The sequence below is a fragment of the Segatella cerevisiae genome (assembly GCF_024054555.1).
Taxonomy (GTDB): domain Bacteria; phylum Bacteroidota; class Bacteroidia; order Bacteroidales; family Bacteroidaceae; genus Prevotella; species Prevotella cerevisiae.
The window spans coordinates 44503-66271 of sequence record NZ_JAMXLY010000007.1; the positions used below are offsets into that span (position 1 = coordinate 44503).

The window sequence follows — 21769 nt, forward strand, 5'->3', positions numbered from 1 at the left end:
CCAATGGCAGGATTATCGCCGGTAAAGGATTCTAGTGTTTTCACAGACTAACGATATCAGTCTTCCTGAGATTTGCTGAAGCATGTCACGGGAAGACTGTCTTTTTCATTTATAGGATAGACAAATGCATCAGATATATCTTGGATTGGGTTCCAATATGGGAGATCGCAGGCAGAATATTCATGAGGCCATCGTTCTCATCGACAGACAGGTGGGGCGGGTTGGCCGTCGCTCTTCTTTGGTTGAGACTAAGCCCTGGGGGTTTCATTCGACTCATAATTTCCTGAATTGTTGCATCGGAGTGCAGACGTCCCTTACTCCTGACGGAGTGTTGAGAGCGACCCAAAAGATTGAGAAAGATTTGGGGCGAAGTGAGAAAACTGAAAATGGCGTTTATCATGATCGGATCATCGACATCGACATCCTGCTTTTTGATCACTTGACAATTGATGAACCGGATTTGAAGATTCCGCATCCTCTGATGGGGGAGCGGGATTTCGTGATGCAGCCTTTGAAGGAAATACTTTCAGAAGATGACCACTTTGATTTCTAATGACTAGATATCTAGATATTGAAGAATAGACTTAAACAAAAAGGTCCGACATATTTCTATGCCGGACCTTTTTATTTCTATGCAATCGTATTATTTACGAAGACCAAGAACCTTGATGATAGAACGGTAACGCTCGATGTCATTCTTGTGCAAGTACTTGAGCAAAGCCCGACGCTTGCCTACCAATTGGGTCAGAGAACGGGTTGTCACAAAATCCTTGTGATTTTTCTTGATGTGCTCTGTCAAATGGTTGATTCGATAAGTGAACAATGCAATCTGAGCTTCTGAAGAACCGGTGTCGTTCTCACTTTTGCCGTACTTCTTGAAAATCTCCTGCTTCTTTTCTTTTTGTAAATACATGTCAAATGGATTAATGATTAAAATTTATTACATCCTTCGAGCGCTCTCTGCCTTAATCCGAACAGTACGCTGTCAAATGCATCGGTAATTCCGAATTGGGTGCAAAGTTACAAATTATTTTTGAATTGGGGCGTTCTTCAATCAGGAATTTAAGGATAAATGGTGTTTTTAACATTGTATTTATTGATATTATTATACACTAATGACTTTAGTGTCAATCTTTTTTTGTATTTTTGCATTCGAAATTTTAAGGTATAGTAAAGAAATGCAAGACATTAGAAATGTTGCTGTTATTGCACATGTCGATCATGGAAAGACAACTTTGGTTGACAAGATGTTGCTCGCTGGTAAACTGTTCCGTGACGGCCAGGATGAAAGCGGTGAAGTGTTGGACTCCAATGATCTGGAGCGCGAACGAGGGATAACGATTCTCTCCAAGAACGTCTCAATGAAATGGAAAGGTGTAAAAATCAACATACTAGATACACCGGGTCACTCTGATTTCGGTGGTGAGGTAGAGCGTGTGCTCAATATGGCTGATGGCTGTCTTCTTCTGGTAGATGCTTTTGAAGGCCCTATGCCGCAGACGCGCTTCGTCCTTCAGAAGGCCCTCAAACTTGGATTGAAACCGATAGTCGTCGTGAATAAAGTTGATAAACCTAATTGCCGCCCTGAAAAAGTGGCAGAGATGGTCTTTGACTTGATGTGCGACCTGAACGCAACGGAAGACCAATTGGAATTCCCTGTTGTTTATGGTTCTGCCAAACAAGGATGGATGGGACAGGACTGGAAGAAGCCTACTGGGAACATCGATTATCTTTTGGATGAAATCGTCAAGGTTATCCCGGCTCCAAAGCGCCTGGAAGGTACACCTCAACTGTTGATTACTTCTCTTGATTACAGTACTTATACTGGCCGTATCGCTGTAGGCCGCGTTCGTCGTGGCGTCTTGAAAGACGGTATGAATGTAACCGTCTGCCATAGAGACGGTACTCAGGAGAAATGCAAGATCGGAGAGCTTCATACTTTTGAAGGAATTTCCCACAAACGTACGGACGAAGTCCATAGTGGCGATATCTGTGCCGTGATCGGTATCCCTCATTTTGAGATTGGCGATACGATTGCCGATTATGAAAATCCTGAACCCCTTCCTCCTATTGCTATTGATGAGCCTACGATGAGTATGCTTTTCACCATCAATGATTCTCCATTCTTCGGTAGAGAGGGTAAGTTCTGTACTTCCCGTCAGATCGGAGATCGTCTGCATCACGAACTGGAAAGGAATCTTGCCTTGCGTGTACATGATGTGGAAGGCTCTCGGGATAAATGGATCGTCAGTGGCCGTGGTGTGCTGCACTTGTCTGTCCTGATAGAGACCATGCGTCGTGAAGGCTATGAACTGCAGGTCGGCCAGCCTCAGGTTATCTTCAAGACCATTAACGGTAAGAAGTGTGAACCTATTGAGGAATTGACCATTAACGTTCCTCAGGAGTATTCTTCTAAGATGGTCGATATGGTCACTCGCCGGAAAGGTGAACTGACAAGTATGGACACAGAAGGGAATCGTGTCAATATCACTTTTAATATTCCGTCACGTGGTATCATCGGTCTTCGTACGAATGTGCTGACTGCTTCTCAAGGTGAAGCGATCATGGCTCACCGGTATAAGGAATATCAACCTTATAAGGGCGAGATCGTCCGCCGTACGAATGGCTCTATGATCGCTATGGAGACAGGTACTGCCTATGCTTATGCACTGGATAAACTCCGTGACCGCGGTAAATTCTTTATCGATCCGGGCGAAGAGGTCTATGCTGGTCAGGTCGTTGGAGAGCATGTTCATGAAAAGGACCTCGTCATCAATGTGACCAAGGCAAAACAGTTGACTAACGTACGTGCCAGCGGTTCTGATGAGAAAGCCCGTGTCATCCCGAAGACGGTCATGAGTCTGGAGGAAAGCCTTGAGTATATCAAGGGGGATGAATATGTGGAGGTTACTCCGAAGAACATGCGTATGCGCAAGATTCTCTTGAATCAACTGGATCGTAAGCGGGCAGGCAAGAGTTCTGAAGAATAATAGAATAGGATGCTTTGAAAGAAGCTTCGATAACGGGAGAATTTAAATCATCTTTATGTCGTGAGTGTAGATGTGGGTTTAAATTCTCCCTTTTTTTATAACAGATTTTTTATAACAGGCAGACCGGACAGTCTGGTTCATCATTCGATGAATTCATGTTTTTATCGTCACGTTTTGTGGAGGTAGGTAGCATTTAATCACAATTACTTATGAAACGACTTTTATTTATGTTGGCATTTATTGCCATGACAGGTTTGATGAAAGCTCAACCGGATGCGGGAACTTTCTCCATTATTCCCCGTGTAGGTGTAAGCGTTACGAGTTTGAGCGGTTACACGATGAAATTTGATTTTTCAAATGATACCCGGAAGGCACAGTTTAACCCTGGTTATATGGCAGGCCTTGATTTCCAGTATCAGTTCACCAAAGACTTGGCTACTTCAGCCGGTGCCTTTTATGCGCTTCAGGGTACTAAGTTCAAGGATATAGAAAGTCTGAAAACGGATCAGGGTACAACTTATTTCAGTGGCGCCCATGATAACCATATCAACTTGGGTTATGTGAATGTCCCTTTGCTGATTCATTGGTATGTCTACCAAGGTTTGTCTCTTGAAAGTGGAGTTCAGGTTGGGTTCCGCGTGAATGCCAAGTCACATTATACCTACACGGAATATACTGAGAAGAAAGATGACCAAACGGGTAAAATCGAGCGTTCATATGCGAAAGATGCAGACGGTAATCTCCTGAAGGATCATAAATATACGACAGACGTGAAGAATCAGTTTAAGTCTACAGATTTTTCCATCCCTATAGGTATATCTTACGAGTCTATGAATGTCGTTTTGGATGCCAGGTATAATGTAGGTCTGCTCAATGTCTTCAAATCTGACGGGCATCGCCGTAATGAGGTCTTCCTTTTCTCAGCCGGCTATAAGTTTAATCTTTAATGCAAAATCCGTCAGGTCCTTCTCTAAATCCGTCAGTTGAAGGATAGTCGGATTCGAAAAAACAGTTTTTCAGGAAGTCAATAGAGGTGTTCCGAGACGGTCACCCATACTCCTGAAAAACTGTTTTTTATTTTGTATGATAAGGTAGAATATTTACCGAATTCAGGCCAAGTTATACCTTATTTATCTTTACTCGGATAATTCATGTTTTCAGGTTTGATGTTTTCAAGGACTTCCTTCAGAAATTTCCGTGATTCCCATTTTGCCATAGGTAAGTCATGGAGCAGGTAGTTGCCGCAGTCTTCCGGCCGTGCTCCGGGAATTTCGCCTTCAAAGTCAGCGATGAACCTGAATGTCCTTCTCATCAAATCCACAATATCCTTGCTTTCCAAATCACCTTTCAACAGGCAATAGAAGCCGGTGAGACAGCCCATCGGTCCCCAGTAGAGTACCCTGTCTTTCCATTCCGCATCATTGCGGAGGAAGGTGGCGCCAAGATGCTCTATCGTGTGACTGGCACCTGCATGGAGCACAGGCTCACGGTTGGGCTCTTTCATCCGGATATCGAAGGTTGTTATCGTATTGTCTCCTATCTCATCTTTCCTGCTGATATAAATACCTCTGAGGAGTTTGATGTGATTAACTGTAAAACTTGGGATCTTTTTCATATTTATTGCTTTTATCTTGAATCAATCTTTTTTGGAATACCTCAACGTGCAGACCGTTGTATCGGTTGAATGGTCAGAGTAAACTCAGGAAGGCTTTTGTCGCTTGGAAACTTCCGTTTGCCATCTGGTTCCAGAAATCATAGTACTGTGCAGCCTTTTCATCTTTCAGTGGGACATCACTGATGATCCTGAATGACAGGAAGGGGACCTGATAGATATGGCAGGTCTGCGCGATGCTGCAACTCTCCATGTCTACGGCGAGAGCTTCAGGAAATTTTCTGAGGATGGACCTCATCTTCTCTTTCGTATCCACAAACCATTCCCCGCTTACCGTCAGTCCTGCTCGGACATGGAATTTCTTTCCTTCATCGCTGGAGCAGTTGTTCAGGCTTAGTGCTTTCTCTACGAGACTGCCGGGAGCCTTATATTTGGCAGGCATCCCGAGAATCTGACCGTATTCCACTTCCTTGCCACAATAGGCATCATGATAAGTACATTCTGAGGCTACGACAATGTCTAGGGGGGACAGACGGATGTCGGCCCCTCCTGCGCATCCTGTAGAAAGAATCAAGTCCGGGTGGTAATGCCCGATCATCTCTACAGTCCCTATGGCGGAATTGACTTTACCTATGCCGCATTGCTGGAGAATGACATCCTGGTTGCCGAGTGTTCCCGTAACAAAATCTTTATGGTTGTATTGCTTGACTTCTTTGTTTTCCAAAAGAGCCTCTAACTGGGTAAACTCCTTATCCATCGCGACGATAATGCCTATTTTCATTTTCTGAGGATGATCCGAATTTAGAAGTGCAAAGCAAGGCCGTTCTTCCTTGATTGCGCTTTGATTCTATATTTATGTAAATTTGAAGCAAAGTTACGAAAAAATCACTAATCCTTAAACATTAAACGATAAACTTTTATTAACTTTGCACAATGGGACTGACGTCCGTGAAGGGCTTGTCCTCCTTAAATTAGAACGTAAACCTGTTTGTAAATGAATGCTTATTTGAAGAGATGCCTACCTGATATTCTGGTAGTTGTCGTTTTTGCCCTCATCTCCTTTGTTTATTTTATGCCTGCAGACCTTGACGGCCGTATCCTTTATCGAGAGGATTCGCAGGCAGGACGGGGAGCAGGCATGGAGATTAATCATTATAGGAATAAAACGGGGGAGACGACCCGCTGGACCAACTCGATTTTCAGCGGAATGCCGACTTATCAGATGGCCCCATCCTATAAATCGGACAACGTGCTGGATCAGACCATGCGCCTGTATCATTTGTGGCTTCCGGACAATGTCTGGTATGTTTTCGCCTATCTTGTGGGCTTCTATATCTTACTGAGGGCTTTTGATTTCCGAAGGTCTCTGTCCGTCTTAGGCTCAGTCGTCTGGGCATTCTCCAGTTATTTCTTCATTATCATCGCGGCGGGACATCTGTGGAAGGTCATGGCTTTGGCTTATCTCCCTCCGATGATTGCCGGCATCGTACTTTCTTACAGGGGAAAATATTTGTGGGGTCTGATACTGACCGCGATCTTCGCGGCGTTTGAAATCAAGGCGAACCACGTGCAGATGACGTATTACTACCTTTTTGTCATCTTCTTCATGATCGTTGCTTTCTTGGCCAAAGCCATCAAGGAGAAGAAGTTGAAGCAATTCTGGAAAGCGACGGGAGTCTGCGTGATTGGGGCTCTGATAGCCGTTTGTCTTAATCTCCCTAATCTCTATCACACTTATCAGTATGGGCAGTTGAGTATGAGGGGGAAGAGCGAACTGGTGAAAAAGAACACTGCCAACCAAACCAAGAGCGGTCTGGATCGTGATTATATCACGCAGTGGAGTTATGGTGTCGGGGAAACCTGGACCCTCTTGATTCCGAATGCTAAGGGCGGGGCTTCTGTACCATTGGCTCAGAATAAGAAAGCAATGGAGAAGGCTGATCCTCAGTTTATGCAGATATACCAGCAGATGGGGCAGTATTGGGGAGACCAGCCGGGGACATCAGGGCCGGTATACGTAGGTGCCTTTGTCCTGATGTTGTTCATTCTGGGTCTGTTTATTGTCAAGGGACCTATGAAATGGGCATTGTTCGCGGCGACAGTCCTGTCTGTCCTGTTGGCATGGGGGCACAATCTGATGCCGTTTACCAATTTCTTCCTCGATTACGTGCCGATGTATTCGAAGTTCAGGACGGTGGCGTCTATTCTGGTGATTGCAGAATTTACGATCCCACTACTGGCAATGATGGCTTTGAAGGAGATTGTAGATCATCCTGAAATACTCAAGACAAAAGTTAAATTCGTATATACCAGTTTTGGACTGACGGCAGGCTTCTGTCTGTTGTTCGCCTTGTTGCCGGGGACCTTCTTCAATTTCGTCTCTGGCCAAGAGATGCAGTCCTTGCAGCAGATTCCCCAACAGTACCTCGGACCATTGCTGAGCAACCTGACAGACATCCGTAAATCGATCTTTACTTCAGATTGCTGGCGCTCTTTCTGGATCATTGTGATCGGTACGGTCATCTTGTTCCTGTTCAGAGCCAAGAAGATCAAACCCGCTTACATGATCGGTACCATCGCCGTGTTGTGTCTGGGAGAGATGTGGCTGGTCAATAAGCGTTATCTCAACGATAATATGTTCGTGGAGAAAACTCAGCGTGACATGCCTCAACCGATGACAACCACAGATAAACAGATCCTGCAGGATAAAAGTCTTGACTACAGAGTCCTGAATTTCGCTTCCAACACGTTCAACGAGAACGAGACCTCTTATTACCATATGAGCATTGGCGGTTATCATGCTGCTAAACTCCGGCGTTATCAGGATCTGATAGATGCTTATATCGGTCCGGAAATGCAGAAGAGCATGAAGGCGATTGCGGCAGCTAACGGAGATATGACTAAGGTCTCGGGAGATTCTGTCTTCCCTATTCTCAATATGCTGAATGCCAAATATTTCATCCTTCCGTTGCAGAACAATCAGACTGTTCCAGTCCAGAACCCTTATGCTTATGGAAATGCATGGTTTGTAGATCACATAGGCTATGTGGATAATGCCAATCAGGAGATCAGTCAGTTGGGTCAGATCAATCTTCGTCATCAGGCTGTAGCAGACAGTCAGTTCAAGTTACAACTCAAGGATAGTAAGGCGCAAGATACGCTTTCCATTGCCAAACTGGCTTCTTATGAGCCGAATCACTTGATGTATGATGTCAAGTCGGACAAGGGTGGTGTCTTGGTCTTCTCTGAAATATATTATCCGGGTTGGACGGCTACCATAGATGGTAAAACGGCTGACCTGGGGCGTGTAGACTATGTCCTCAGGGCACTGAATGTACCTGCAGGACATCATCAGATCGTATTGGATTTCCATCCTGCTTCTGTTCCTAAGACAGAGTCGGTCGCATATGCCGGATATGTCCTTTTGATTCTTTTCATAGCCTTGGGAGGTTTCTTGGAATACCGGAAGAGAAAGGACAGTGATACAGATGCTGTTCAGTCACAAGAAAATTTGAAATAATGTATACGTATCGTTATCCTCACCCTTCCGTCACAGCTGATTGTCTGATATTTGCTGAAGACGGAGGTGATGAGAAAATCCTCCTCGTAGAAAGGAAGAATCCGCCTTATAAAGGATGCTGGGCGTTCCCTGGGGGATTTATGGAAATCAACGAGACGGCAGAGACCGCTGCATCTCGCGAATTACAGGAAGAGACAGGGCTGCAGATCCGGGAAAGCGATCTGCATCAGGTAGGAGCTTTCAGTCAGGTCGACCGCGATCCGCGGGAACGCGTCATTACGATTGCTTATTATACAGTCCTCAATGTTTCAGGAAAAGTCAGAGGAGGGGATGATGCCGGAAAAGCAGCATGGTTCAGTTTGAAAAAACTGCCGGATTTGGCTTTTGACCATGCTGCCATCCTGAAAGTTGCCCTTCAGCGCAGAAAAGAGGACCATTCCGGTATCTGAGTTTAAAACTCAGGAAGGGACTCTTGACCGTTCGGGAGTCGGATTTACCGAAGATATTCTTCTTCCGCTCTGCGACTATTGTAGATAAGAGGTCTTATCAAACATGATGGATAATGGATTTTAGAACGATTGTAGAAATCGGGAAGGCAGATTTTGAGATACCGCCGTGTGAAGCAATGCTGTTTGTCGGTTCTTGTTTCGCTGATCGTCTTGGCAAGCGTTTTCAGGAGGAAAAGTTCCGTGCCGTCGTCAACCCCTTTGGAGTGATGTATAATCCTGCAAGTATCCTGCATACAGTCGAGCGCTGGTCTGCCCATATACGTTGTAGCCATGAAGGTCAGCCGGATGAGGTTGGCCTGGAGGAAGAGAATGAGAAAACCTCCCAAACTGTTACAGGCGTCCCTCATGTGGCTGTGTTTACACTCGGCACGAATCATGTCTATATCTTAAAGGAGACTGGAGAAATCGTTGATAATTGCCGGAAGCGCCCCCAGAACTGGTTTGAAGAGAAAGCCTTGACCATTGAACAGTGTGAAGAATATTTGAACAAGGCCGTTGGGCGCTTGAAAGAGGACTATGCCGGCATCAAAGTGATCGTGACGGTGAGTCCGATCAGGTATGCCAAATATGGCTATCATAAAAGTTCACTGTCTAAAGCCGTCCTGCTATTGGCAGCTGAAAAACTCCAACAGTCCTATCCTGATACCGTCAGTTATTTCCCCGCTTATGAAATCCTCAATGATGAACTGCGGGATTACCGTTTCTATGACAGTGACATGCTACATCCCTCAGACCAGACTGTCGACTATATGTGGGAGAGATTCAGTGACTGCTATTTCGGAAAGAAGACACTCGAGTTCTTAGCAGACTGGAAACCTGTCAAATTGGCGTTGAATCACCGTCCTTTTCATCCCGAATCGAAAGCTTATCAGGATTTCTTACACAAAACAAGGTTAAAAGTAAACGCACTTTCAAAAAAATATCCTAACTTTGCGCTCGATTGTAAAACCTTTGAATAATAATTGATTGTTACAATGACATATACTATTGAAAAAGTTACCACTCTTATTGGCGCACGCCGTTATGGGGAAAAGGATACCAATATAGGATTTATTCTTACGGATAGCCGTTCTTTATGCTTTCCGGAAGAGACGCTTTTTTTCGCATTGAAATCCGGCAGGAATGACGGGCATCGCTATATCCCTGATTTGTATCGCAGAGGGGTATTGAACTTTGTCGTTGCCAATGTACCGGAAGACTATAAGAAAAAATACCCGGATGCTAATTTCCTGAAAGTCCTTTCGCCTCTTGAGGCTTTGCAGCGCTTGGCAGAACGCCATCGGGATGAGTTCAATATTCCTATTGTCGGGATTACAGGCTCCAACGGAAAGACGATGGTGAAAGAATGGCTTTATCAATTGATGTCCCCGGATCTGTTTGTTACCCGCAGCCCGAGAAGTTATAATTCTCAGATAGGCGTACCTCTCTCTATCTGGCTGATGAATGAGGATACCCAGTTAGGGGTGTTTGAAGCCGGTATCAGTAAACCGGGAGAGATGTTGGCACTCCGCGACATCATCCAACCGACAATCGCAGTATTAACGAATCTGGGAGCGGCTCATCAGGAGAATTTCTCTTCGATGGAGGAGAAATGCCGGGAAAAGATGATCTTGTTCCACGATGCCTCTGTCATTGTCTATAATGAGGACGACGAGATCATCCGAAAAACCGTTCAGGCAGGTGATTTCAAAGGGGAGAAGTTGTACTGGTCCAGAAAGGACAAGAATGCGCCGATGTATGTCGAGTCTGTGAAGAAAAATGCCAAGTCGGCTTCAGTCGTTTGTTATTACAAAGGTAAGAAAATACAGTATGACCTGCCTTTCCTCGATGGGGCTTCCATAACAAATTCCATTATCTGTGCAGCAGTTGCTGCCAAACTGGGATTGAAGATAGAGGAGATCCAAAATCGGATGGAGAAACTGGAACCGGTTGCCATGCGTATGGAAGTTGTCGAAGGTCAGCGCGGTTGTACCCTGATCAATGATAGTTATAACTCGGATATCAATTCTCTGGATATCGCACTGGATTTCATGAGCCGTCGTCCTGACCAGAAAGGACGTCGCCGTACGTTGATCCTCAGCGACATCTATCAGAGCGGCATGTCACCAGAAGATCTTTATCGTGAGGTGTCAGACTTGGCTGTGAAGCGCGGTGTCCAGAAATTCATCGGAATCGGACCGGATTTGTGCAAACAGGCAGATGAGATACAGGTACCCGAGAAATTCTTCTTTACCACAGTTCCACAGTTCCTTCATAGTGTCGTCTTTTCCTCTCTTCAAAACGAGGTGATCCTGATAAAGGGCGCCAGAAAATTCGGATTCGACCAACTTACGGAACTCTTGGCTAAAAAAGTGCATGAGACTGTTTTGGAAGTCAATCTGGATGCTGTCGTCAAGAACCTCAATTATTACCGCTCACTCATGAAACCGGAGACCAAACTGGTCTGTATGATCAAGGCTGATGCCTATGGCGCCGGAGCTGTGGAGATAGCCAAAACACTGGAGGATCATCGTGTGGATTACCTCGCAGTGGCAGTGGCTGATGAGGGTGTAATCCTGCGGAAGAACGGTATTACTTCGAATATTATGATCATGAATCCGGAGATGTCTGCGTTCAAGACCATGTTCGATTATGACCTGGAACCGGAAGTTTACTGTTTCAGACTGCTTGAGGCTTTGGTGAAAGCTGCCGAAAAGGAAGGGATTACAGGTTTCCCTGTGCATATCAAAATCGATACGGGGATGCATCGTCTCGGATTTAATCCGCAGACAGATATGGATGAGTTGATCAGTAGGTTGAAGCATCAGAATGCGATCATTCCTCGTTCGGTGTTCTCTCATTTCGTGGGCTCGGACAGTGATGAATTCGATGCCTTCAGTGCCCGTCAGTTCTCCCTCTTCGACCAGGCAAGCAAGAAATTGCAGTCTGCTTTCAGTCATAAGATCATCCGCCATATTGATAATTCTGCCGGCATTGAGCATTTCCCTGAGCGACAGTTGGATATGTGCCGCCTTGGACTCGGACTTTATGGCATTGATCCCCGTACTAATAAGACTATCCACAACGTTTCGACATTGAAGACGACGATCCTGCAGTTGAGGAATGTTCCGAAAGGTGACAGTGTAGGGTATAGCCGGCGGACGATCCTGGATCGGGACAGCGTCATCGCTGCCATCCCTATCGGTTATGCAGATGGCTTGAACCGTCATTTGGGCAACCGTCATTGCTATTGTCTCGTCAATGGACAAAAAGCTTTGTATGTAGGAAATATCTGTATGGATGTGGCTATGATTGACGTGACAGGTATCCCTTGCAAGGAAGGTGACAGCGTCGAGATCTTCGGTGATGATCTTCCTGTGACTGTTTTGAGCGATGCTTTGGATACTATTCCCTATGAGGTCATGACGACCATCAGCAGTCGTGTCAAAAGAGTCTATTTCCATGACTGAGTCGGCTTTCGGGATTTGAGAGGTTCCGAGTCGTAAATAGGATTTGGGCATGGATTGATGTCTGGAAAATTAACCTTTAAGCGGTGGGAGTCGATTTTGATGGCTCTTGCTGCTTTTTTGTTGAATTACCTGAATTTCACGGAGAGAAGATTCTTCTTTCATCTTATCTACCTTAGGCGTAGCCTTTGTAACGAACAGAAAATATATCGGGGTTTTTATTAACCTTTTGCGTAAAAGTTTGCCATGAAACGTATTAATTATAAGAAAAAGTGTATCTTTGCATACAGTGTACTACCCTTAAAAACCTGCTAAATTAGCAACTATATCTTAAACAGTATTTATGGAACAAGTATTTAGTTATATTATTGGTCTTGGTGCGAGCGTAATGATGCCTATCATCTTTACGATTATCGGACTGTGTATCGGCATGAAATTCAGTAAAGCGTTGTTGTCCGGTCTATATGTCGGCGTTGGATTCGTCGGACTGGGTATCGTGACCGCTTTGCTGACAAAAAATTTCAGCGATCCCCTGACTTTGATGTCTCAAATTTATCACCTTAAACTGAAAGTGTTCGATATGGGATGGCCTGCTGCCGCTTCGGTCGCCTACAGTACTGCTGTCGGAGCACTGATTATCCCGATCTGCTTGGGTATAAATTTTCTGATGTTGATAACTAAAACAACTCGGACGGTCAATATTGATCTTTGGAATTACTGGCATTTTGCCTTTATCGGTTCTGTGGCTTATTTCTGCATGCACGAGAGTCTGGCATGGGGCTATTTTGCCGCTATCGTCTGCTATATGATCACTTTGGTCATGGCTGATCTGACTGCTGACCGGTTCCAGAAATACTATCACTTGGAGGGGATTTCCATTCCTCAACCATTTTGTCAGAGTTTTCTGCCTTTCACATTGGCTATTGACTGGTTGTTGGATAAGATTCCGGGATTTGACAAACTCGATATTGATGCGGAAGGTATGAAGAAAAAGTTCGGAGTCCTTGGAGAACCGCTCGTACTTGGTGTTATTGTCGGGGCGCTCATAGGGATCGTCGCTCGTATGGATATCAAGAAGATCCTCTTCCTGGGTATTACGATGGGTGCTGTGATGGAGTTGATCCCACGTATTACCAAACTCTTTATCGATGGCTTGATGCCAATTTCCGACAAGACAAAGGAAGTGGTGGCCAGACGCTTCCACGGTAAAACCATTCATATCGGAATGAGCCCTGCTCTGGTAATCGGACATCCGACTGCTTTGGTATGTACGCTGTTGCTGATCCCGACCTATCTTATTCTGTCAATCGTGCTGCCCGGTAATCAGTTCTTGCCATTGGCATCTTTGGCGGGCTTGTTCTATCTCTTTCCCGTGATGCTTCCTTATACTAAAGGAAATGTCCTGAAGAGTTATTTGGTGAGCCTTGTGGCACTGTTGTTCGGTTTGTGGTTCGTCACTGATATGGCACCTGATTTTACAATGGCAGCTAACTCTGTGTTCAAGGCAACTCAGGACCCGGCAACGAGTGTTCCCCAAGGATTCTTTGCGGGGAGTATGGATTTTGCCTCATCCTTGATCGGGTGGGTGATTTACAAACTCACTTGTTATGTGAAGTACATCGGACCTGCTGTTCTGGTCGTTGTAGTCTTGGCCATGATGTGGTATAACCGTCGTCGTATTCTGAAGGACGAGAAAGCTGCAGCAGCGCTTTTGGACGCTGAATCCAAGGGTGGAGACAGTCATGCCCCTCAAACGAAATAGAGAATTTCAAATATTATGCAATAATGAAAAGAAAGATTTTAACAGTGGTGATGTGCCTGATGGCCTGTTGGGGTATGGCGCAGAATGCTTACACACATTATGAAGTCCGCTGGGCCAGCAATCCCCGGGACGCGAAGCATTATGATACTGAGCGCCTGCGTAAGGAATTCCTGATCCAGAAGGTGATGGCACCGGGAGAGGTCAACTGGACCTATTCCCTTTATGACCGTTTCCTCGTCGGCGGTGCTGAGCCGGTGGATGCTCCCCTGGAGCTGGCTTCCATTGCCCCGTTGGATACAAAGAACCTGTTGGATAATCGTGAACTGGGTATCATTAATATCGGTGGTGACGGTGTGGTGACCGTTGACGGCAAGGATTATCCCCTCGCCTTTCAGGAGGCCCTGTACATCGGCCGTGGCTCATACCAGATCACCGTTTCCAGCAAGGATCCTGCTCATCCGGCCAAGTTCTATCTGAACAGTGCTTGTGCACAGAAGGCTTATCCGATCAGGAAGGTGACGTTGAAGGAGGCTCATAATATCAAAGCTGGCTCTCTGGCTGGCAGCAATGACCGGGTGATCCACCAGATGATCATTGACGGTGTGGCCGGCGTACATACGTGCCAGTTGCAGATGGGCATCACGGAATTGAAGGAAGGCTCTGTATGGAACACGATGCCGGCTCATACCCACCTCCGTCGCATGGAGACCTATTTCTATTATAAGATCCCAGAGGGCCAGCAGGTCCTTCATATTATGGGAGAACCGCAGGAGACACGTCCCATCTGGGTCAAGAATGAGCAGGCTGTCATCTCTCCTCAATGGAGTATCCATTGTGGGGCAGGAACGTCCAACTATACCTTTATCTGGGGAATGGCGGGAGAGAACCTGATCTATACCGATATGCAGGTCGTCAAGATCTCTGACCTCAAATAGAAGCCGGAGAGATCATCATAACTCAACTAACCAAAACAAACCTTAAACTATGAGTTCTGTTCAAACTACTAAGAAAACCAATTATCGGTGGGTGATCTGTTCCATGCTCTTCTTTGCCACAACGGTCAATTACATGGACCGTCAGGTATTGTCACTGACGTGGAAGGATTTCATCGCTCCGGAATTTCACTGGACGGATGCCGATTATGGCGTGGTAACAGGGATTTTCTCTATTCTCTATGCGTTCTTTTGCCTTTTTGCAGGTAAGTTTATTGACAAGTTAGGGACGAAGAAGGGGTATCTTACCGCCATTGGCATTTGGTCTGTGGGTGCCTGTATGCACGCTGCCTGCGGATGGGCGACCATGCATATCGTGGGGGTTCCATCATTGGCAGCCCTGCGTGCCGTGAAAGCTGGATCAGAATTGGCTTTGTCCATCTCCACGGTCTCTGTCTATCTCTTTCTTTTCTGCAGGGCAGTGCTTGCCATGGGTGAGTCCGGTAACTTCCCTTCGGCTATCAAGGTGACGGCTGAATATTTCCCGAAGAAAGACCGTGCGTTTGCTACGGCGATCTTTAATAGCGGGGCGTCTATCGGAGCCCTGGCGGCACCGGTCACGATCCCTGTCCTGGCTGAACATCTCGGTTGGGAGATGGCCTTCATCATCATCGGTGGACTGGGTTTCATCTGGATGGCTCTGTGGGTATTCATCTATGATCGGCCTAAAGACAGTAAGCATGTGAATGATGCGGAAATGACGTATATTAATCAGGATCAGGAGAATGACGGTCGGGTAAAGGCGGCAGAGGAGACGAGAAAAGAGGAGAAGACGATTCCCTTCCTCAAGTGTTTCCGTTATCGTCAGACTTGGTCCTTCATCGTCGGTAAATTTATGACGGATGGTGTATGGTGGTTCTATTTATTTTGGGCACCTGCCTATTTTTCCGATCAGTTCAATTACGGTTCAAATACCACGATGGGAAAATTATTGATTTTTGTCCTCTATTTCATCGTGACGGTGATCTCAATCTTCGGTGGTTATCTGCCGAAATTCTTCGTGGAGAAGAAGGGGATGGGAGCTTATCGCGGACGTATGCTCGCCATGCTGATCTTTGCCTTCTTCCCATTGCTGGCTCTCTTTGCACAACCCTTGGCTTCCTGGAAAGCCAGTCCTATTGATCCGGCATGGTGGCCGGCAATCATCATCGGGCTCGCCGGTGCAGGACACCAGGCATGGTCTGCCAACCTCTTTTCAACTATCGGCGATATGTTCCCTACCAGTACGGTAGCCACGATTACCGGTATCGGTACCATGGCGGGAGGTATCGGCTCCTGGCTGATCAATACAGGGTCAGGTGAACTCTTTACCTATGCAGAGAATGCCGGGTCAGCTTTTACTTTCCTCGGTTTCTCAGGCAAGCCTGCCGGGTATATGATTATCTTCTGCATCTGTGCCGTAGCCTATCTGATAGGCTGGGCAATCATGAAGACCCTCGTACCGAAATACAGGCCTATTGCTACGGACAAATAATTTATCCGTTCCGGTACGGAGAATACCGGTATGTTGATTGATTCCTTCCCGAAGGTGAGCAACCGTTCTTACTCTCCTTCGGGATTTTTTATGATCTTTGTTTTGCTTTTATATTCTCATGGAAAAACTTGTTCGGTGTTATTCTTTTTATTATATTTGTCGTAAATTTTATGGCCATAAAATTTACGATGATAAAATAACTGGATGATAATTTTTTAGGAGAGAGATCGTTCTTTGATAGAGATAGGCAACTTCAAGATGCTTGGTACAATCATCAAGAACGATTATCCTGTCTTTTCCGGTTTTGCCTTGAAACGCTGGTTCCGTCAGAAGTTCATGGAGAGTCAGAACTATGTCGATATCGGTGGCTGGTGGTTGCCTCAGAGCCGTGACCCGGAGGAGATAGATATCGTTACGGAAGACTTAGAAGGCAATATTAATGCCTGGGAAGTGAAAAGACAGCGCAAGAAATACATTCCTTCACTGTTAGAGGAAAAGGCCAGTGTCATGCAGAGCAGAATATTCAAGGGTCGTGATGTACAGATCGGCTGCCTTTCTCTGGAAGAGATGTAGATAGGAGATAAAAGCTCTTATAAGAAAGAGGATAGTTGAATAGCATGTTTTTCGGACAACCATACGAAAAAACATGCTGTTTGTGATTTTTGTTATTGCTTTTTTCATTATCTTTGTGGTAGTCTTGGTATACCCTTTTATTTAAAAGTATTCAAGACGGACAAAAACACATATATGGAATGAGAAAGGACGATTCACATACACAAATCAAATCCAGAGAAAGGGTTTCAAATCATGGAGAGGTATTCACTGCACCACGAGAAGTAAATGCGATGCTGGACCTTGTCAAGGGAGAAACAGAACGTATTGACTCACGGTTTCTTGAGCCGGCTTGTGGAACGGGTAATTTCGTTACGGTTATTCTGGAACGTAAATTGCGTGTGGCCAGACAACTCTATGCCAAGGATAAAGTCTTGTATGAATTGAATGCTTTGATTGCTGTTGGCAGTATTTATGGTATAGAACTTTTGCAAGATAATGTCAAGGAATGTCGGAATAGATTATCCAGCCAATTCAAGAATGAATATCTTTCTGTTTTTCCTCAAGGACCTAATCCGGGATATTTTCAGAGTATAGATTATATTTTCTACCAGAATATCCTGTGGGGGGATGCCTTAACTTTAAAGACTCCGGAAGAACACCCTGTTCCGATTGTTTTTTCTGAATGGACCGTAATTAATGGACAAATCAAGAGACGGGACTATACGATGGCCAATCTGATGGAGAATCAACCAATGGAGGGTCCGAATCTGTTTTCTGATTTGGGGGATGAGGCTTTTATTCCAACTCCAATAAAGGAATTTCCTCTGACTAATTATCTAAAAATAGCTGAATATGAAGAATTACAATCCTGATGTCCTTTCGTGTCTTGCCAATTTAAGTAACGATGAGGTCTTTACACCACCAGCTTTGGCAAATCAGATACTGGATATGTTGCCTGATGAAATCTGGCATGATAGTACAGCGACTTTTCTGGATCCGGTATGCAAGTCCGGCGTGTTCCTTCGTGAAATAGCAAAACGATTGATTAATGGATTAAAGGATGAAATACCTGATTTACAGGAAAGACTCAATCATATTTTTACTCAACAGCTTTATGGTATTGCGATTACAGATTTAACTTCATTATTATCACGAAGAAGCGTATATTGCAGTAAAACAGCTAATGGCGAGTATTCTGTTTGCACGACATTTAAGGATGAAAGTGGTAATATTCGTTTTCATGAAATGAAGCATACCTGGAAAGATGGAAAGTGTGTTTATTGTGGGGCAAGCCAGAGCGTTTATGATCGTGGTGATGATTATGAAAGTCATGCATACGAATTTATACATACTGATGATCCGAATGTTATATTTAATAAGATGAAATTTGATGTTATTATAGGTAATCCTCCATACCAATTGAATGATGGAGGTGGAACTGGTTCTAGTGCGATTCCAATTTATCAGAAATTTGTTGAGCAGGCTCAAAGGTTATCGCCAAAATATCTTTGTATGATTATCCCGGCTAGATGGTATACAGGTGGTAGAGGATTGGATGAATTTCGTGATAAAATGTTACATGATAAATGTATTAGAGTTTTACATGATTTCCCCGATGCTTCAGAATGTTTCCCTGGTGTTCAAATAAAAGGAGGAGTTTGCTATTTCTTGTGGGAAAAGGGAAACGCTGGCAAATGTGAGATATTTACACATCAACATGAGAAAATAGAAATATCAAATAGATTTCTGATTGAGAAAGGTGCCAAGATCTTTATTAGAAATAATCACGCAATAAATATTTTAGGAAAGATAAAATCAGAGAGCTTTAAAAGTTTTTCTTCTTTAATAAGTTCTAATGATCCTTTTGGTTATGATGTTCGAGAAAAGAATAGTTATAAAAGGGTTATGCCTCAATTTCAATTGACACCTGGAAATAATTACATTCTATTTTATTATAATGGGTGGCGAAGTAAAGGAATCGGATATATATCAAAAGATTCTGTGAAAAAAAATCGAGATTGGATATCTAAGTATAAGATCTTAATACCTAAAGCATGGGGCAACGGCAATGTTGCTACAGATTGGCTTAATCCTATCTATGAAGAAAAACCATGTTGCTGTACAGAAACGTATTTAGTTGTTGGTCCCTTTTTATCTTCTAAAGAAGCTCATAGTGTGCTTTCTTATATTCAAACTAAATTTTTCCATTTTTTGGTTTCTTTAGTTAAGATCACTCAAAATGCGATGAAAGGAGCTTATACTTTTGTGCCTTTATTGGATTTTGATCAGATATGGACAGATGAACTTCTTTATTCAAAATATAAATTGAGCCAAGAAGAAATTCATTTTATTGAAAATACAGTACATGTTTCAGAGTAAAGTTATGAGCAATTCTACAGATTTCTTTCCGCTTCGTCCTCAAGCAACCCCCGAGATTTATGCTTATGAGGATACGAATCCACAATATAAAGGGTTGTTGAAGGTTGGATATACAACTATAGGTGTACAAAAGCGGGTAAGGCAACAATATCCTACTGCCCGACCGGGTGAATTGCCTTATCATATTGTGATGGAAGAAACGGCAATGCGTAATGATGGTACTTCATTTACCGATCATGATGTTCATCGATATTTACGAAAGAAGGAAGTCCCTAATCCTGAAGGTGAATGGTTTGAATGTAGCGTAAAGCAGGTTAGGGCTGCTGTCCTTGCAGTTCGTGACCGGAAAATGAATGTGGAAGATCGTTCTCTTGATTTCAAAATGCGCCCTGAACAGAAAGATGCAGTGGAAAAGACAGCAGAATATTTCAAAAACTATGCTGGGCAGGAAAATAAGACTCCTCACTTTCTATGGAATTGTAAAATGAGGTTCGGCAAAACATTCGCTGCATACGAGTTGGCAAAGAAAATGGGATGGAAGCGTATACTTGTTCTTACCTTTAAACCTGCTGTCGAAAATGCCTGGGAAGAAGACTTGATGGAACATGTGGATTTTGAAGGCTGGCAGTTTATATCCCGCCATACGGATTTAACCTACGATACGGCAGATCGATCCCGTCCGATAGTTTGTTTCGGTTCTTTTCAGGATTATCTTGGTAAGACGCCGGAAGGAGGAATCAAGGCAAAGAATGAATGGGTACATTGTATTAATTGGGATTGTGTGATATTGGATGAATATCATTATGGTGCGTGGCGTGAAAATGCACAGGAATTGTTCGAAGCTGAAGACCGGAAAGAGCAGAAGTTCGCAAAGGGTGAAGGACAGGATTATTATGATGAGGATCTGATGCCGATCACAACAAATGCATATCTCTATTTGTCGGGAACACCGTTCAGGGCACTGAGTACAGGGGAATTTATAGAGGAACAGATTTATAACTGGACTTATACGGATGAGCAACAGGCAAAGGCAAACTGGGAAGGACCGGATAATCCATACGTGGCCTTGCCTCAGGTGGTAATGATGACTTATCAACTCCCTGATTCTTTGCGTTCAGTGGCCCAGGGGGGAGAGTTTAATGAATTTGATCTGAATGTTTTCTTTTCGGCTGAAGGAGAAGAAGGGAATGCTCAATTTGTTTATAAAGATGAAGTTCAGAAATGGCTGGATCTGATAAGAGGTGCCTATACTGAAACTATCGTTTCTGATTTAAAACTGAAAACGGAGAAACCACCAATGCCGTTTTCTCATGCTCCTCTGTTAAAGACGCTCAGTCATACTTTCTGGTTTTTACCTACCGTTTCTTCGTGTTATGCTATGCGTAATTTATTACTGGAACATCAGAACCGTTTTTATCATGATTATGAAGTGGTCGTGGCAGCAGGGACTAAAGCGGGTATAGGTCTTGATGCTCTTAAACCGGTGCGGGCTGCTATGGAGCATCCCTTGGAAAGCAAGACAATAACGTTGTCATGTGGTAAACTGACTACCGGAGTAACCATCCGTCCATGGACAGGGATATTGATGTTGAGAAATACTTCTAGTCCTGAGACCTATTTTCAGGCGGCTTTCCGTGTGCAGTCTCCTTGGGTGTTGAAGAATCCGGATGAACAGTCTCCGAATAAAGAATTGATCTTAAAGGAAAAGTGTTATATCTTTGATTTCGCACCTGATCGGGCTTTGGTGCAATTAAGGGATTATGCAGAAAACTTAGGCATGGGTGTAGACAATCAGGAGAAAAAGGTAGCTGACTTGATTCATTTTCTTCCGGTACTGGCTTATGACGGCAGTTCTATGAAACAGATTGATGCTGCTGGGGTGCTTGATATGGCAATAAGTGGTACCACTGCAACGTTATTGGCTAAACGATGGGAGAGTGCGGTATTGGTCAATGTAGATAATAAAACTCTAAAACGGTTGATGGGCAACGAACAGGCCATGAATGCCTTGATGAATATTGAGGGTTTCCGTAATCTGAATGATAAAATTGAAGCAATCATCAACAAGTCTGATTCGGTAAAGAAACTGAAAAAGAAATCTGAAGACCAGCCGTTGTCTGTACAGGAGAAAAGGCAATTAACGGAAGAAGAGAAGGAATATAAGAGTAAGCGTAAAGAAATTCAGGATAAACTGATCAAGTTTGCCACAAGGATTCCTATCTTCATGTATCTTACAGACTTTAGAGAGCGTACTTTGACAGATGTAATCACCCAACTTGAACCTGGTCTGTTCAAAAAGGTAACAGGTCTGACAAAAGAGGATTTTGAATTGTTGATTACCCTTGGGGTCTTTAATGCTCCGTTGATGAATGATGCTGTTTTCAAGTTTAAGCGCTATGAAGATTCCAGCCTCGAATATACAGGTATTAATCGCCACCAGGAAGAACAGATAGGTGGTTACAATACGGTATTAAGTGAAAAAGAGTATGGCAAAACGTTTGTGAATGAAGATTCAAAATAAAAAATAATT

General features: G+C 44.1%; 17 protein-coding genes. 14 read left to right on the top strand and 3 right to left on the bottom strand.

The window, feature by feature from the left end:
• Positions 1–124: 124 nt before the first annotated feature.
• Positions 125–553 carry a 2-amino-4-hydroxy-6-hydroxymethyldihydropteridine diphosphokinase gene (folK, locus tag NG821_RS03110; protein WP_252760205.1) on the top strand — a complete coding sequence of 143 codons (429 nt, stop codon included), beginning with the start codon at positions 125–127 and terminating at the stop codon, positions 551–553.
• 90 nt (positions 554–643) lie between these two features.
• Here folK and rpsO read toward each other — a convergent pair whose 3' ends face one another.
• The gene (gene rpsO, locus NG821_RS03115; RefSeq protein WP_252760206.1) at positions 644–913 is read right to left on the bottom strand and encodes a 30S ribosomal protein S15; all 270 of its coding nucleotides are present in this window, start codon (positions 911–913) and stop codon (positions 644–646) included.
• A gap of 265 nt (positions 914–1178) precedes the next feature.
• Here rpsO and typA point away from each other — a divergent pair, with 265 nt between their 5' ends.
• Both typA and NG821_RS03125 read left to right on the top strand, forming a co-directional pair.
• Entirely contained in the window at positions 1179–2990 is a 1812-nt protein-coding gene (gene typA / locus NG821_RS03120; RefSeq protein WP_252760207.1) for a translational GTPase TypA, read from the top strand.
• Positions 2991–3199: 209 nt separating this feature from the next.
• Positions 3200–3937: a porin family protein gene (locus NG821_RS03125; protein WP_252760208.1), complete on the top strand. Its 738-nt coding sequence runs from the start codon at positions 3200–3202 to the stop codon at positions 3935–3937.
• A 179-nt stretch (positions 3938–4116) separates the two neighbouring features.
• On the opposite strand, the gene NG821_RS03130 is transcribed toward NG821_RS03125, so the two are convergent.
• Together NG821_RS03130 and NG821_RS03135 are read right to left on the bottom strand one after the other, a co-directional pair.
• On the bottom strand, positions 4117–4605 hold the full coding sequence (locus NG821_RS03130) for an S-ribosylhomocysteine lyase (RefSeq protein WP_252760209.1): 489 nt from the start codon (positions 4603–4605) through the stop codon (positions 4117–4119).
• Positions 4606–4678: 73 nt separating this feature from the next.
• Positions 4679–5383, bottom strand: coding sequence for a 5'-methylthioadenosine/adenosylhomocysteine nucleosidase (locus tag NG821_RS03135; RefSeq protein ID WP_252760210.1), 705 nt, complete (start codon positions 5381–5383; stop codon positions 4679–4681).
• A 213-nt stretch (positions 5384–5596) separates the two neighbouring features.
• Here NG821_RS03135 and NG821_RS03140 point away from each other — a divergent pair, with 213 nt between their 5' ends.
• The 11 genes from NG821_RS03140 (at position 5597) to NG821_RS03190 (ending at position 21760) form a co-directional block, all read left to right on the top strand.
• Positions 5597–8122: a YfhO family protein gene (locus tag NG821_RS03140; protein ID WP_252760211.1), complete on the top strand. Its 2526-nt coding sequence runs from the start codon at positions 5597–5599 to the stop codon at positions 8120–8122.
• A complete protein-coding gene (locus NG821_RS03145; RefSeq protein ID WP_252760212.1) occupies positions 8122–8571 on the top strand; it encodes an NUDIX domain-containing protein in 450 nt (149 codons plus the stop codon). Before NG821_RS03140 ends, NG821_RS03145 begins: the two co-directional genes overlap by 1 nt.
• 113 nt (positions 8572–8684) lie before the next feature.
• Positions 8685–9590, top strand: a complete 906-nt coding sequence (locus NG821_RS03150) for a GSCFA domain-containing protein (RefSeq protein WP_252760213.1) — start codon at positions 8685–8687, stop codon at positions 9588–9590.
• A 15-nt stretch (positions 9591–9605) separates the two neighbouring features.
• On the top strand, positions 9606–12080 hold the full coding sequence (locus NG821_RS03155) for a bifunctional UDP-N-acetylmuramoyl-tripeptide:D-alanyl-D-alanine ligase/alanine racemase (RefSeq protein WP_252760214.1): 2475 nt from the start codon (positions 9606–9608) through the stop codon (positions 12078–12080).
• A 340-nt stretch (positions 12081–12420) separates the two neighbouring features.
• The gene (locus NG821_RS03160; protein WP_252760215.1) at positions 12421–13839 is read left to right on the top strand and encodes a PTS galactitol transporter subunit IIC; all 1419 of its coding nucleotides are present in this window, start codon (positions 12421–12423) and stop codon (positions 13837–13839) included.
• Positions 13840–13862: 23 nt separating this feature from the next.
• Positions 13863–14774, top strand: coding sequence for a 5-dehydro-4-deoxy-D-glucuronate isomerase (gene kduI / locus NG821_RS03165; RefSeq protein WP_252760216.1), 912 nt, complete (start codon positions 13863–13865; stop codon positions 14772–14774).
• A 49-nt stretch (positions 14775–14823) separates the two neighbouring features.
• Positions 14824–16305, top strand: a complete 1482-nt coding sequence (locus tag NG821_RS03170) for an MFS transporter (protein ID WP_252760217.1) — start codon at positions 14824–14826, stop codon at positions 16303–16305.
• Between the two features lie 234 nt (positions 16306–16539).
• Complete coding sequence (locus NG821_RS03175) at positions 16540–16878, top strand: DUF234 domain-containing protein (RefSeq protein ID WP_262921851.1); 339 nt, start codon at positions 16540–16542, stop codon at positions 16876–16878.
• Between the two features lie 179 nt (positions 16879–17057).
• A complete protein-coding gene (locus tag NG821_RS03180) occupies positions 17058–17732 on the top strand; it encodes a DNA methyltransferase family protein (RefSeq protein WP_252760219.1) in 675 nt (224 codons plus the stop codon).
• Entirely contained in the window at positions 17713–19239 is a 1527-nt protein-coding gene (locus NG821_RS03185) for an Eco57I restriction-modification methylase domain-containing protein (protein WP_252760220.1), read from the top strand. Before NG821_RS03180 ends, NG821_RS03185 begins: the two co-directional genes overlap by 20 nt.
• The gene (locus tag NG821_RS03190) at positions 19226–21760 is read left to right on the top strand and encodes a GIY-YIG nuclease family protein (RefSeq protein WP_252760221.1); all 2535 of its coding nucleotides are present in this window, start codon (positions 19226–19228) and stop codon (positions 21758–21760) included. The genes NG821_RS03185 and NG821_RS03190 overlap by 14 nt, the downstream gene beginning before the upstream one ends.
• The last annotated feature ends 9 nt before the right edge of the window (positions 21761–21769 follow it).